This is a genomic window from Streptomyces sp. NPDC058335, from assembly GCF_042723915.1.
In the GTDB taxonomy this organism is placed as follows: domain Bacteria; phylum Actinomycetota; class Actinomycetes; order Streptomycetales; family Streptomycetaceae; genus Streptomyces.
Window position 1 is genome coordinate 597927 of sequence record NZ_JBHXHX010000001.1, and the last position, 13902, is coordinate 611828.

The 13902-nt window shown below is 72.2% G+C and carries 9 protein-coding genes and 1 pseudogene; all 10 read left to right on the forward strand.

The annotated features are described in order from the left end of the window. Positions 1 to 169: 169 nt before the first annotated feature. On the forward strand, positions 170 to 1696 hold the full coding sequence (locus ACFWJX_RS02620) for a sugar ABC transporter ATP-binding protein (RefSeq protein ID WP_383235674.1): 1527 nt from the start codon (positions 170 to 172) through the stop codon (positions 1694 to 1696). After that, positions 1693 to 2709: an ABC transporter permease gene (locus tag ACFWJX_RS02625; RefSeq protein WP_383235677.1), complete on the forward strand. Its 1017-nt coding sequence runs from the start codon at positions 1693 to 1695 to the stop codon at positions 2707 to 2709. Before ACFWJX_RS02620 ends, ACFWJX_RS02625 begins: the two co-directional genes overlap by 4 nt. 29 nt (positions 2710 to 2738) lie before the next feature. Then, complete coding sequence (locus ACFWJX_RS02630; protein WP_383235680.1) at positions 2739 to 3788, forward strand: substrate-binding domain-containing protein; 1050 nt, start codon at positions 2739 to 2741, stop codon at positions 3786 to 3788. A 354-nt stretch (positions 3789 to 4142) separates the two neighbouring features. Beyond that, on the forward strand, positions 4143 to 5378 hold the full coding sequence (locus ACFWJX_RS02635) for a Gfo/Idh/MocA family protein (RefSeq protein ID WP_383235683.1): 1236 nt from the start codon (positions 4143 to 4145) through the stop codon (positions 5376 to 5378). 13 nt (positions 5379 to 5391) lie between these two features. Beyond that, positions 5392 to 6390, forward strand: a complete 999-nt coding sequence (locus tag ACFWJX_RS02640; RefSeq protein WP_383235685.1) for a sugar phosphate isomerase/epimerase family protein — start codon at positions 5392 to 5394, stop codon at positions 6388 to 6390. 88 nt (positions 6391 to 6478) lie between these two features. Beyond that, positions 6479 to 9007: a PQQ-dependent sugar dehydrogenase gene (locus tag ACFWJX_RS02645; protein WP_383235688.1), complete on the forward strand. Its 2529-nt coding sequence runs from the start codon at positions 6479 to 6481 to the stop codon at positions 9005 to 9007. A gap of 12 nt (positions 9008 to 9019) precedes the next feature. After that, entirely contained in the window at positions 9020 to 10363 is a 1344-nt protein-coding gene (locus tag ACFWJX_RS02650; RefSeq protein ID WP_383235691.1) for a ThuA domain-containing protein, read from the forward strand. 175 nt (positions 10364 to 10538) lie between these two features. Beyond that, the gene (locus tag ACFWJX_RS02655) at positions 10539 to 11669 is read left to right on the forward strand and encodes an inositol-3-phosphate synthase (RefSeq protein ID WP_383235694.1); all 1131 of its coding nucleotides are present in this window, start codon (positions 10539 to 10541) and stop codon (positions 11667 to 11669) included. Continuing rightward, a complete protein-coding gene (locus ACFWJX_RS02660; protein WP_383235697.1) occupies positions 11666 to 12721 on the forward strand; it encodes an SCO3242 family prenyltransferase in 1056 nt (351 codons plus the stop codon). Before ACFWJX_RS02655 ends, ACFWJX_RS02660 begins: the two co-directional genes overlap by 4 nt. Next, positions 12718 to 13653 (forward strand): annotated as a pseudogene (locus ACFWJX_RS02665) (sugar phosphate isomerase/epimerase family protein); the annotation flags it as partial. The gene ACFWJX_RS02660 and the pseudogene ACFWJX_RS02665, both read left to right, overlap by 4 nt. Between the last annotated feature and the right edge of the window lie 249 nt (positions 13654 to 13902).

Sequence of the window (13902 nt, forward strand, 5' to 3'; positions counted from 1 at the left end):
GGCCATCCGCCTCAGCGCTCTCACCAACCCTCCACCCCACCTCGTACGGCCCCACCGGCACAGCGCCCTGCTCTGCCCTGCCCCGCTCCACCCTGCTCCGCCCCAAGACCGCCCGATTCCTGGCGTTCTGCCCTGACTCCGGCCCGCACGTCCGCCGAGGGGAACCCACATGGCACCAGAACCACCGCTGCTCAGCATGTCCGGCATCACCAAGTCGTTCCCCGGCGTCCGGGCCCTGGACGGCGTCGACCTCGACGTCCAGGCCGGTGAAGTGCACTGCCTGCTCGGCCAGAACGGGGCCGGCAAGTCGACCCTCATCAAGGTTCTGGCGGGAGCCCACCAGCCCGACGGCGGCACGATCCGCTGGCGGGGCGAACCCGTCGTGCTGCGCTCCCCGATCGCCGCCATGCGCCTGGGCATCGCCACCATCTACCAGGAACTCGACCTGGTGGAACACCTGTCGGTAGCGGAGAACGTCCACCTCGGCCACGAACCCACGGCCGCGGGCTTCGTCGTCCGGAGAAAACTGGCTCGTGAGTCAACTGCCCTACTGCTGAGGCGACTCGGACATGGCGAAATCGATCCGGCCCGTCTGGTGGGGGAGTTGTCGGCGGCCCAGCAGCAGGTGGTCTCCATGGCGCGGGCCCTCTCCCACGACGTCCGGCTGATCGTGATGGACGAACCGTCCGCCGCCCTCGACCCGGACGAGGTCGACAACCTCTTCCGGATCGTCGGCGACCTCACGGCGGACGGTGTCGCCGTCGTCTACATCTCCCATCGCCTGGAGGAGATCCGCCGCATCGGTGACCGCGTCACCGTGCTGAAGGACGGCCGGGCGGTGGCCGGCGGGCTGCCCGCGAAGACGACTCCCACCCGCGAGGTGGTCGCCCTGATGACGGGCCGCAACGTCGAGTACGTCTTCCCCGAGCGGCCGGCGGACGGCGTGCCGCCGACCGGCGTGAAGCCTGTGCTGGAGGTGCGCGGACTGGCCAGGAACGGCGAGTTCGCACCGCTCGACCTCGATCTGCGGCCGGGGGAGATCGTCGGCCTCGCCGGGCTGGTCGGCTCCGGACGCTCCGAGATCCTGGAGACGATCTACGGCGCACGCAAACCCACCGCCGGTCAAGTGATCGTGGACGGACGGCTGTTGAGGCCGGGCAGTGTGCGGGCCGCCGTACGCGCCGGACTGGGTCTCGCCCCCGAGGAGCGCAAAGCCCAGGCCCTGCTGATGCTGGAGTCCGTCACCCGCAACGTCTCCGTCTCCTCCCTCTCCCGCTTCTCACGCGTCGGCTGGATCGACCGCGGCGCCGAACAGGGCGCCGCCCGCACCGCGACCCGCGAACTGTCCCTGCGCCCCGACAACCCGTCCGTGCCGGTACGGACCCTGTCCGGCGGCAACCAGCAGAAGGCCGTCCTGGCCCGCTGGCTGCTGCGCGGCTGCCGCGTCCTGCTGCTCGACGAGCCCACCCGCGGGGTCGACGTCGGCGCCCGCGCCGAGCTGTACGCGGTCGTCCGTCGACTGGCCGACGAAGGCCTCGCCGTGCTGATGGTCTCCAGCGAGGTGCCGGAGGTCCTCGGCCTCGCCGACCGTGTCCTGGTGCTCCGTGAGGGACGCGTGGTCCACACCGCGCCAGCCCGTGAGCTGGACGAACACCGTGTACTCGACCTCGTCATGGAAGGAAGTCCGGCGTCATGACGCAGCCCGTGTCCCCGCCGCGGGGCAGCACCGACAAGGTGCCCCAGGTCCAACCCCCCGCCTGGCGCGGCCTCGTGGTCCGCGCCGACATCCGCACCCTCTCCCTGCTCGGCGTCCTCGCCGCGCTCGTCCTGATCGGCGGCATCACCAAGCCCGACGAGTTCCTCGACACCCGCAACCTGCAACTCGTCCTCACCCAGGGCTCGGTGATCGGCGTCGTCACGGTAGGGATGACCTTCGTCATCACCTCCGGGGGCATCGACCTCTCCGTCGGCGCGATCGTCGCCCTCGCCTCCGTCTGGGCGACCACACTCGCCACCCAGGAGTACGGCTTCGGCGGCATCCTCTTCACCTCCGTCCTCGTCGGCCTCGGCTGCGGCCTGGTCAACGGCCTGCTCATCGCCTACGGCGGCATGGTCCCGTTCATCGCCACCCTCGCGATGCTCGCCTCCGCCCGCGGACTCGCCCTGCAGATCACCGACGGCAAGACGCAGATCGTCACCTCCGACAGCATCCTCGACCTCGGCGAGCGCGACTCCTACGTCCTCGGCGTACCGCCCCTCGTCATGGTCTTCGCAGTCGTGACGATCATCGGCTGGCTCGTGCTGAACCGCACCACCTTCGGCCGGCGCACCGTCGCCGTCGGAGGCAATGCGGAGGCCGCCCGCCTCGCCGGCATCGACGTACGCCGCCAGCGGCTGTACCTCTACCTGCTGTCCGGGCTGTGCTGCGGCATCGCCGCCTTCCTGCTGATCATTTTGTCCGGATCGGGCCAGAACACCAACGGCAACCTCTACGAACTCGACGCCATCGCCGCCGCGATCATCGGCGGCACCCTGCTCAGCGGAGGCCGGGGCACCATCGTCGGCTCCGTGCTGGGCGTCCTGATCTTCACCACGATCACCAACATCTTCGCCCTGAACAACCTGCAGAGCGACGTCCAGCAGATCGCCAAGGGCGCGATCATCGTCGCCGCCGTGCTGGTCCAGCGCCGTACCGCGAGCACGACCTGAGGAAAGGGTTCACCGCCATGCCAGAGCCGATGAGACTTCCGAGCCGCTTCACCAGTCGCCGAGGCCTGCTCCTCGGTACCGCCGCCGTCTCGGCCGGTGCCCTGGTGACCGGTTGCACGAGCAATGATCCCAAGGACGATGAGCCCGCGGCCGACACCCGGCCGGCGGCCGACGACAAGCCCGGCAAGCAGGTCACCATCGGCTTCGCCGGACCACAGGCGGACCACGGCTGGCTCAACGCCATCAACGACAACGCCCAGAACCGGGCCAAGAAGTACTCCGACGTCACCCTGGAGATCACCGAGGGCTCGAACGACACCGCTCAGCAGATCGGCCAGATCGAGACCCTCATCAACAAGAAGGTCGACGTCCTGGTCGTCCTGCCCGCCGACGGCAAGGCCCTCACCCAGGTCGGTCTCCAGGCGATGCGCGCGGGCATCCCGGTCATCAACCTCGACCGGATCTTCAACACCCCTCAGGCGTACCGCTGTTGGATCGGTGGCGACAACTACGGCATGGGCCTCAGCGCCGGTCACTACATCGGCGAGAAACTCAAGGGCAAGTCCGACGCCCGGGTCATCGAACTGGCCGGCCTGGACAACCTGGAACTCACCAAGCAGCGCACCCAGGGCTTCGACGACGCGCTGAAGAACTACCCCAACATCAAGAAGGTGGCCCGCCAGGCCGCCGACTTCACGGTCGAGTCGGGGCAGGCCAAGATGGCCCAACTCCTGCAAGCGCAGTCGAAGTTCGACGCGCTGTGGAACCACGACGACGACCAGGGCGTGGGCGCGCTGCGCGCCATCGAACAGGCCGGCCGCGACGACTTCATGATGGTCGGCGGCGCGGGCGCCCTCTCCGCCTTCCAGGCGATCAAACAGGACAACGGCGTCCTCAAGGCCACCGTCCTCTACCCGCCCACCATGGCCGCCTCCGCCATCGACCTCGCCCGCGCCCTCGGCCAGAGCAAGGGCGTCGGCGGCCTCGCCGAGTACGAGATCCCCGCCTCGATCACCCTCTACTCGGCGGTGGTCGACAAGGAGAACGTCGACCAGTACATGTCCACCGGCTTCCGGTGAGACACGGGCTCCGCCCGGCCGGCCCGCGCCGGTCACCGGGCGGAGGCCACCGGGGTGCACCGACCGGGGAAACCGCTTCCAGGCCCGTTTCCGCCTCCACTCCCGTCGACTCCTGCCGGGCGGAGGCCGCTCGCAACAGCGAGGCGCCATCCGGCGAGAGGCGTTCCGAGCGGGAAGTGTCCGGGGCGGGGCGTGTCCCGGCGAGGAGGCGCGTTGTCGCCGCGGGCCGTACCGGGCCGGGGCCCGACGAGTGACCCGACCGCCGAGGCGCACCCCGGCCGACGGCCCGCCCCGAGCCACCCGCCCGGCAGGCCCCACCCCCCACCGTGCCACGACGACGAGGAGGACACCTGCATGGAACAGCCGCAGCAGTCAGCGGGACCGGAGGAGGCCGGAGCGGAGGCCGGCAAGCCCCCGCTCCGCGTCGGCATGGTCGGCTACGCGTTCATGGGCGCCGCCCACTCCCAGGGCTGGCGTACCGCGGGCCGCGTCTTCGACCTGCCCCTGAGCCCGGTGCTCACCGCGCTCTGCGGCCGCGACGCCGCCGCCGTCCGCGCGGCGGCCGACCGGCACGGCTGGGCGACGACGGAGACCGACTGGCGGGCACTGATCGCACGCGACGACGTGGACCTCGTCGACATCTGCACACCCGGCGACAGCCACGCCGAGATCGCGCTCGCCGCGCTGGCCGCCGGGAAGCACGTCCTGTGCGAGAAGCCCCTCGCGAACACGGTCGAGGAGGCCGAGACCATGGCACGCGCGGCCGAGACCGCTTTCGCAACACGCGGTCAGCTGGCGATGGTCGGCTTCAACTACCGCAGGGTCCCCGCCACCGCGCTGGCCCGGCGCATGGTGGCCGAGGGCCGGCTCGGCCCGCTGCGGCACGTCCGGGTGACGTACCTCCAGGACTGGCTGAACGACCCGGGGTTCCCGCTGACCTGGCGGCTGCGCAGGGAACGGGCGGGCTCCGGCTCCCTCGGCGACCTCGGCGCGCACATCGTCGACCTCGCGCAACACCTGGTGGGGGAGCCGCTGGCCGGGGTCTCCGCGCTCACCGAGACGTTCGTACGGCAGCGGCCGCTGCCCGGCGGCCCGAGCAGCGGCCTGGCCGGGGGCGCCGGCGGGACCGGGACCGCCACCGGAACGGTCACCGTCGACGACGCCGCAGTGTTCACCGGCCGTTTCGCCTCCGGCGCCCTCGCCTCCTTCGAGGCGACCCGCTACGCCACCGGCCGCAAGAACGCCCTGCGCCTCGAACTCAACGGTGAGCGCGGCTCGTTGGCCTTCGATCTGGAGCGGCTCAACGAGCTGTGGTTCCACGACGCCACCGAGCCCGCCGTCCACGCCGGCTTCCGCCGCATCCTCGTCACCGAACCCGACCACCCCTACCTGGACGGCTGGTGGCCCCCCGGCCACGGCCTCGGCTACGAGCACACCTTCGTCCACCAGGCGCGCGACCTCGTCCACGCGATCGCCGAGGGCCGCGTGCCGGAACCCTCCTTCGCCGAGGGACTCCAGGTCCAGCGCGTCCTCGCGGCCGTCGAGGAGAGCGCCGAGAAGAACGCCGTCTACACCCCGATCGCCGACTGAGGAGGCTCGCAGCATGCCCCGCAGATTCACACTCTTCACCGGTCAGTGGGCAGACCTCCCCCTGGAGGAGGTCTGCCGCCTGGCCCGCGACTTCGGCTACGACGGCCTCGAACTCGCCTGCTGGGGGGACCACTTCGAGGTCGACAAGGCCCTCGCCGACCCGACGTACCTCGATTCCAGGCGGGCCCTGCTCGACAAGTACGGCCTGCGCTGCTGGGCCGTCTCCAACCACCTCGTGGGCCAGGCCGTCTGCGACGCCATCATCGACGAACGCCACCAGGCCATCCTGCCCGCCCGGATCTGGGGCGACGGCGAACCGGAGGGAGTCCGGCGACGGGCCGCCGCCGAGATCGCCGACACCGCCCGCGCGGCGGCCGCGTTCGGCGTCGACACCGTCATCGGCTTCACCGGCTCCGCCATCTGGCATCTGGTCGCGATGTTCCCGCCCGCCCCGGAAACCATGATCGAACGCGGTTACGAGGATTTCGCTCGGCGCTGGAACCCGATCCTCGACGTCTTCGACGCGGAGGGCGTGCGGTTCGCCCACGAGGTCCACCCGAGCGAGATCGCCTACGACTACTGGACGACCGTACGCGCACTGGACGCCGTCGGCCGCCGGCCGGCCTTCGGCCTCAACTTCGACCCCAGCCACTTCGTCTGGCAGGACCTCGACCCGGTCGGCTTCCTGTGGGACTTCCGCGACCGCATCTACCACGTGGACTGCAAGGAGGCCCGCAAGCGCCTCGACGGCCGCAACGGCCGCCTCGGCTCCCACCTGCCCTGGGGCGACCCGCGCCGCGGCTGGGACTTCGTGTCCGCCGGCCACGGCGACGTCCCCTGGGAGGACGTCTTCCGGATGCTGCGCTCGATCGACTACCGCGGCCCGGTCTCCGTGGAGTGGGAGGACGCCGGCATGGACCGGCTCCAGGGCGCCCCCGAGGCACTGAAGCACCTCAAGGCCTACGACTTCGAGCCGCCGTCGGCCTCCTTCGACGCGGCGTTCGGCAACTGATCCCAGGCTCACCCCAGGCTCTCCGGGATGACGGCGCATCCCGGCGCAAGCACCCGCACGTACAACCGGCCCCATCCTGGAGGCACCCGTGCACGGGAACGACCGCACCACCCGCACCGCCAGACACCAGATCAGCAGACGACGTCCCTCGTTGCACAGGGCGATCGCCCTGTTCGGCGGCGCCCTGCTGGCCGGGGCGTCACTCGGCCTCACCGCACCCCAGGCCGGCGCAGCCGTCGCCGGCCGGACGGCCCCGGCCTCGACCTCGGCCTCGGCCTCGACCGTCGCCGCGGAGGACTTCCAGCAGGTCACCCTCGCCAAGGGAGAGGCGGAGGTCGGCGAGCCCATGTCGCTCGCCGTCCTCCCCGACCGCTCCGTCCTGCACACCTCGCGCGACGGCGAACTGCGCCTCACCGACGCCGCCGGCAACACCCGCCTGGCGGGCAAGCTCGCCGTGTACTCCCACGACGAGGAGGGCCTCCAAGGCATCGGCGTCGACCCGCAGTTCAGCACCAACCGCTTCATCTACCTCTACTACGCACCCCCGTTGGACACCCCGGCGGGTGACGCACCCGAGACCGGGACGGCCGCCGACTTCGCGCCCTTCGACGGCGTCAACCGCCTCTCCCGGTTCGTCCTGAAGACCGACGGCACCCTGGACGCCGCCAGCGAGACGAAGATCCTCGACGTGCCGGCCTCCCGCGGGCTGTGCTGCCACGTCGGCGGCGACATCGACTTCGACGCGGCGGGCAACCTGTACCTGTCGACCGGCGACGACACCAACCCCTTCCAGTCGGACGGCTTCACACCCATCGACGACCGCCCGAACCGCAACCCCGCCTTCGACGCCCGGCGTTCCTCCGGCAACACCAACGACCTGCGCGGCAAGATCCTGCGCATCAAGGTGAACGCGGACGGCTCGTACACGGTCCCCGACGGCAACCTCTTCGCACCCGGCACGGACAGGACGCGGCCCGAGATCTACGCGATGGGTTTCCGCAACCCGTTCCGGTTCAGCGTCGACAAGGAGACGGGCATCCTCTACGTCGGCGACTACGGCCCCGACGCCGGCGCCGCCGATCCGGCCCGCGGCCCGGCCGGACAGGTCGAGTTTGCACGTGTCACCCGCCCCGGCAACTTCGGGTGGCCGTTCTGCACGGGCGACAATGACCCGTATATCGCATACGACTTCGCGACCGGTGTATCCGGTGCGCCGTTCGACTGCGCCGCCCCGAAGAACACCTCGCCGCACAACACCGGCCTCACCGACCTGCCGCCGGCCCAGCCCGCCTGGATCCCGTACGACGGCGGTTCGCTGCCCGAGTTCGGCAGCGGCTCGGAGTCGCCGATGGGCGGCCCCGTCTACCACTACGACCCGGCGCTCGACTCGCCGGTGAAGTTCCCCGAGGCCTACGACGGCGACTTCTTCGCCGGTGAGTTCGGCCGCCGCTGGATCAAGCGGATCACCAGCGACGCCGACGGCACGGTGCAGGCGATCAACGACGTACCGTGGACCGGCACCCAGATCATGGACATGGCCTTCGGCCCCGACGGCGCGCTCTACGTCCTCGACTACGGCGTCTCCTGGTTCGGCGGCGACGAGCACTCCGCCCTGTACCGCATCGAGAACGCCACCGACGGACACTCCCCGGTCGCCCAGGCAGCGGCCGACCGCACCTCCGGTCAGGCGCCGCTGAGGGTGAGCTTCTCCTCGGCCGGCACGACGGACCAGGACGGCGACGCGCTCACCTACCGGTGGGACTTCGGCGACGGCTCCACCTCCACCGCGGCCGACCCCACGCACCGCTACCGCAAGAACGGCACGTACACCGCCACGCTCACCGCCAAGGACCCGAGCGGACGCACCGGCAGCGCGAGCGTGCAGGTGGTCGTCGGGAACACCGCGCCGAAGGTGACCCTCGAACTCCCCAAGGACGGACAGCTGTTCAGCTTCGGCGACGCCATCCCGTTCAAGGTGCGCGTCACCGACCCGGAGGACCGCACGATCGACTGCTCCAAGGTCAAGGTCACCTTCATCCTCGGTCACGACAGTCACGGCCACCCCGTGACCTCGGCGAACGGCTGCACGGGCACCGTCCAGACCAGCGCCGACGGCGGCCACGACGACGACGCCAACATCTTCGGCGTGTTCGACGCCGAGTACACCGACGGCGGAGGCGGCGGCCAGGCGGCGCTCACCACCCACGACCAGAACCTGCTCCAGCCCCGCCACCGCCAGGCCGAGCACTTCGGGAACTCCTCCGGCGTCACCGTGACCACGCGCGAGTCGGCGCACGGGGGCCGGACCGTCGGCGAGATCTCCTCCGGCGACTGGATCTCCTTCACGCCGTACGTCCTCGCCGACGCCAAGAAGATCACCGCCCGCGTCGCGTCCGCCGGTTCCGGCGGAACGCTCGAGGTCCGCGCCGGCTCGCGCACGGGCACCCTGCTCGGCAGGGCGACCGTGCCGGCCACCGGAGGCTGGGACACCTACAGGGACGTCAGCGCCGGACTGTCCCGCGCCCCGAGGGGCACGACCACCCTCTATCTGGTCTTCAAGGGAAGCGGTTCCGGAGCCCTGTACGAGCTGGACGACTTCACCTTCACCACAGGCTGAGAGGAGGCTCTCATGCGCTCAACCGGCCGACTGGCCACGTCACTTGTGGGAGCCGCCCTGCTCCTCGGCGGCTTCACGCCACCCGCCGCCTCGCACCCCCCGTCCCCCGCGGAGGCACGGGTCCTGGTCTTCTCCAAGACGGCAGGTTTCCGGCACGACTCGATCCCCGACGGCATCACCGCGCTGAAGGAACTGGGCGGCACCGAGGGCTTCACCGTCCACGCCACCGAGGACGCGGGCGCCTTCACGCCCACGAACCTGCGGCGCTACGACGCGGTGGTCTTCCTCTCGACCACCGGAGACGTCCTCGACGACACCCAGCAGCGCGCCTTCGAGGACTACATCCACCGCGGCGGCGGATACGTCGGCATCCACGCGGCAGCCGACACCGAGTACGACTGGCCCTTCTACGGCGGCCTCGCCGGCGCCTACTTCCAGTCGCACCCGGCGATCCAGCCCGCCACGGTCGACGTCGAGGACCACGCCCACCCGGCGACCTCGGGACTCCCGCGGTCCTGGATCCGCACCGACGAGTGGTACAACTACCGCTCCAACCCCCGCGACCGGGCGCACGTCCTGGCCTCGCTCGACGAGTCCTCGTACACCGGCGGCACCATGCAGGGCGACCATCCGATCGCCTGGTGCCAGGACTACCAGGGCGGCCGCGCCTTCTACACCGGGGGCGGCCACACGAAGGAGTCCTACACGGATCCGGTATTCCGTGGACACCTGGTCGGCGGAATCCTGTATGCGGTCGGCGAGATCCAGGCCGACTGTCGACCGGAGAACGGATACCGTCCACTCTTCGACGGCAGCTCGCTGGACGGCTGGCGGCAGGCCGGCCCCGGCTCCTTCACCCTCGACGACGACGGCACCCTCACGTCGTCGGGCGGGATGGGCCTGCTCTGGTACGCCGCCTCGGGCTTCTCCTCGTACTCCCTGAAGCTCGACTGGAAGATGACAAGCGCTTCCGGCGACGACAACTCCGGTGTGTTCGTGGGCTTCCCGCCCTCCGGCGACCCCTGGTCGGCGGTGAACAACGGCTATGAGATCCAGATCGACGCCACCGACGTACCCGAGAAGACCACGGGGTCCGTCTACGGCTTCCGGTCCGCCGACCTGAAGAAGCGCGACCGTGCGCTGAACCCGCCGGGGGAGTGGAACACGTACGAGATCCGCGTGGAGGGCGAACGCCTGCGCGTGTGGCTCAACGGCGTGAAGATCAACGATTTCACCAACACCGACCCGGCCCGCAGCCTGCGCGACGGTCACCTCGGCCTCCAGAACCACGGAGCCGACGACCAGGTGTCCTTCCGCGACGTCCGGATCAAGGAACTGCCCGTCAAGGGCTCCTGAACGGCGGCGGGCGGAGGACGCCGGACCTCCGCCCGCCGTCACCACCCCTCTGATCAGCGCGCTCCACCGCCGCTCACCCCTCCGCCGCTCACCTCTGCGCGCTCATCTCCCTCCGCCCCGTCTCCCCGCGCTCACCTCTCCGCGCCCAGCTTCGTGCACGACAAGGAGGCCGCCCATGTCCGCGCCCCGCCAACTCCCCCCTCGTGTCGGCGTCTGGCTGATCGGGGCCCGTGGGTCCGTCGCCACCACCGTCGTGGCGGGCTGCGCCGCCCTGACCGCCGGACTGCGCCCGCCGACGGGCCTGGTCACCGAGACCCCCGCCTTCGCCGACAGCGGACTGCCCGCGCTGTCCTCCCTCGTCTTCGGCGGACACGACACGCTCGACTGCCCGCTGCCCAAGCGCGCCGAGCAGCTCGCCGCCGGCGGCGTCCTCCCGCCCGGCCTCCCCGCCGCCGTCGGGGCCGAACTCGCCGCCGCCGACCGGGAGATCAGACCGGGCGGACCCCTGCCCGGCGACACCCGCGACGAGGAGGAGCTGATCTCCGCCTTCGTCACGGACCTGCGCGACTTCGTACGACGGCACGGCCTGGCCCGCGCGGTCGTGGTGAACGTCGCGTCCACCGAACCCGCCCCCGCCGGACCGGCCCTTCCCGCCAGCTCCCTCTACGCCGCGGCGGCCCTGCGCGCCGGCTGCCCCTACGCCAACTTCACCCCCTCCACCGGCCTGCACCACCCCGGCCTGGCCGGCCTCGCCGCGTCGAGCGGCCTGCCGCACGCCGGGCGCGACGGCAAGACCGGGCAGACGCTGCTGCGGTCCGTCCTCGGGCCGATGTTCGCCCAGCGGGCCCTCGCGGTGCGGGCCTGGTCCGGCACCAATCTCCTGGGCGGCGGCGACGGAGCCGCCCTGGCCGACCCGGCGGCCGCCGCGGCCAAGAACGCCGGCAAGGAACGCGTCCTCGCCGACACCCTCGGCACGGTCCCCGAGGGCCAGGTGCACATCGACGACGTGCCCGCCCTCGGCGACTGGAAGACCGCCTGGGACCACATCGCCTTCGACGGTTTCCTCGGCACCCGCATGGTCCTCCAGACCATCTGGCAGGGCTGCGACTCGGCCCTCGCCGCCCCCCTCGTCCTGGACCTGGCCCGTCTCCTCGCCCGCACCCACGAGCGCGGCCTGTCGGGCCCCCGCCCCGAACTCGCCTTCTTCTTCAAGGACCCCGTGGGAGACGCCCCGGCGTCCCTGGCGGAGCAGTACGCGGAACTGGAGAGGTTCGCCCGACGGCTGAGCGAGGAGGACGGACGATGAGCGGCAGAGAGGCGGTGAGCGGGGGAGAGGCGGTGAGCGGGCGGGAGGCGGTGATCGCAGCACCGGCGGTACATCCGGGAGGCGCCCCGGCGTCCACGACGGACCAGGCCCGCACCACCGATCCCCGCACTCCCGATCTCCGCAGCCCCGCCCCCCGCACCCCCGACCTGCGTGCCTGGGCCGAACTCCTGCGCCTGCCCGCGCTGTTCACCGTTCCCGGCGACGCCCTCGCGGGAGCGGCCGCGGCCACCGCCCGTCCCGACCGCCGCACCGTCCTCGCGATCGCCTCCTCCCTCTGTCTCTACGAGGCCGGTATGGCCCTCAACGACTGGGCGGACCGTGAAGAGGACGCCGCCGAGCGCCCGCACCGCCCCCTGCCGTCCGGTCGGGTGCGGCCCGCCGCCGCCCTCGGCGCGGCGTGCGCCCTCACCGCCGCGGGCCTGGCCCTGGCCGCCCGAGCGGGCCGGCCCGCGCTGACGGTCGCGGCCCCTCTCGCGGCGACCGTCTGGTCCTACGACCTCCTCCTGAAACGCACCCCTGCCGGTCCGTTCGCCATGGCCGCCGCGCGCGGCCTGGACCTCCTGCTCGGCGCCGCGGCCACCGGCGGCCGCATCCGCCCGGCCCTCCCCTCGGCGGCGCTCCTGAGCACGCACACCCTCGCGGTCACGACCGTCTCCCAGCACGAGACCCGCGACAGCACACCCGCCGCCCCCCTCGCCGCCCTGGCCACCACGGGCGCCCTGGCCTGGCTCCTGCACCACCGGCCACCGCGCGACCGGTCACCGCTCCGACGACGGCCCCCCGGCCTCACCGCCGCGGCGACCACGGCCCTCACCGCCGCCTACGCCGCGACCGTCGCCCGCCCCTACGTCCACGCCGTCCTCAACCCGTCACCCCCTCTCACCCAACGGGCCGTCGGAGCCGGCATCCGCGCCACGATCCCCCTCCAGTGCGCCCTCGCCGCCCGCTCCGGAGCCGTCACCACAGCGCTGTTCACAGCCGCCCTCGCCCCGGTCGCCCAGCGGTTCGCCCGGCGGGTGAGCGTCACGTGAGCCCACGGCACCCCACCCCCGCCGTCCCCCCGGAGGGCGTCCCGGAAGGCACCCGACCCCACCCCCTCCGCTTCGGCTACGGCACCAACGGCCTCGCCGACCTCCGCCTCGACGACGCCCTCACCCTCCTCGCCGACCTCGGCTACGACGGCGTCGGACTGACCCTCGACCACATGCACCTCGATCCGCTCGCGCCCGATCTCGCCACCCGCACCCGGCGCGTGGCGCAGCGGCTGGACGCGCTCGGGCTGGACGTCACCGTGGAGACCGGCGCCCGCTACGTCCTCGACCCGCGCCGCAAGCACGGACCCTCGCTCCTGGACCCCGACCCGGCCGACCGGGCCCGCCGTGCTGACCTGCTGATCCGTGCCGTCCGGATCGCCGGCGACCTCGGCGCCCACGCCGTGCACTGCTTCAGCGGCACCCTGCCACCCGGCACCGACCCGGACACGGCCTGGAAGCGCCTCGCGGAGACCCTCGCCCCCGTCCTGGAGGCCGCCGCCACCGCCGGCATCCCCCTCGCCGTCGAACCCGAGCCGGGTCACCTCCTCGCCACCATCGCCGACTTCCACCATCTGCGCCTCCTCCTCGGTGACCCCGAGCCGCTCGGCCTCACCCTCGACATCGGTCACTGCCAGTGCCTGGAACCGCTCTCTCCCGCCGACTGCGTGCGCGCCGCGGCGCCCTGGCTGCGGCACGTGCAGATCGAGGACATGCGCCGCGGTGTCCACGAGCACCTCCCCTTCGGGGACGGTGAGATCGACTTCCCGCCCGTCCTCGCCGCGCTCCGCGCCACCGGCTACCAGGGCCTGACGGTCGTCGAACTGCCCCGCCACTCACACGCCGGACCCCGACAGGCCGAACTCTCCCTCCCGTTCCTCCACCGCGCGGCAACACCCACCCCACCCGACGACCGGGCGACCGCCCCCGAGGCTGTCGGGCACCGCGCGACCGCCCCCGAGGCTGCCGGGCACCGCGCGACTGCTACCGAGGCTGCCGGCCACCGAGCCGAGGGCCAGGCACCCGACGGCCGCGCGAGCGCCCCCGAGGAGGCCGGCCACCGCGCCGGGTACCGGTCGCCCGACGGCCGCGCGAGCGCCCCCGAGGAGGCCGGTCACCGAGCCGAGCGCCAGGCATCGCGGCCCACCCGGCTGCCGCCCCTGCCGTCCCCGGCCCCCTCT

Bases quoted from the DNA above. Each gene is read 5' to 3' on its own strand.
- ACFWJX_RS02620 (WP_383235674.1), top strand. From the start codon at position 170: ATGGCACCAGAACCACCGCTGCTCAGCATGTCCGGCATCACCAAGTCG.
- ACFWJX_RS02630 (WP_383235680.1), top strand. From the start codon at position 2,739: ATGAGACTTCCGAGCCGCTTCACCAGTCGCCGAGGCCTGCTCCTCGGT.
- ACFWJX_RS02625 (WP_383235677.1), top strand. From the start codon at position 1,693: ATGACGCAGCCCGTGTCCCCGCCGCGGGGCAGCACCGACAAGGTGCCC.
- ACFWJX_RS02660 (WP_383235697.1), top strand. From the start codon at position 11,666: ATGAGCGGCAGAGAGGCGGTGAGCGGGGGAGAGGCGGTGAGCGGGCGG.
- ACFWJX_RS02650 (WP_383235691.1), top strand. From the start codon at position 9,020: ATGCGCTCAACCGGCCGACTGGCCACGTCACTTGTGGGAGCCGCCCTG.
- ACFWJX_RS02635 (WP_383235683.1), top strand. From the start codon at position 4,143: ATGGAACAGCCGCAGCAGTCAGCGGGACCGGAGGAGGCCGGAGCGGAG.
- ACFWJX_RS02655 (WP_383235694.1), top strand. From the start codon at position 10,539: ATGTCCGCGCCCCGCCAACTCCCCCCTCGTGTCGGCGTCTGGCTGATC.
- ACFWJX_RS02640 (WP_383235685.1), top strand. From the start codon at position 5,392: ATGCCCCGCAGATTCACACTCTTCACCGGTCAGTGGGCAGACCTCCCC.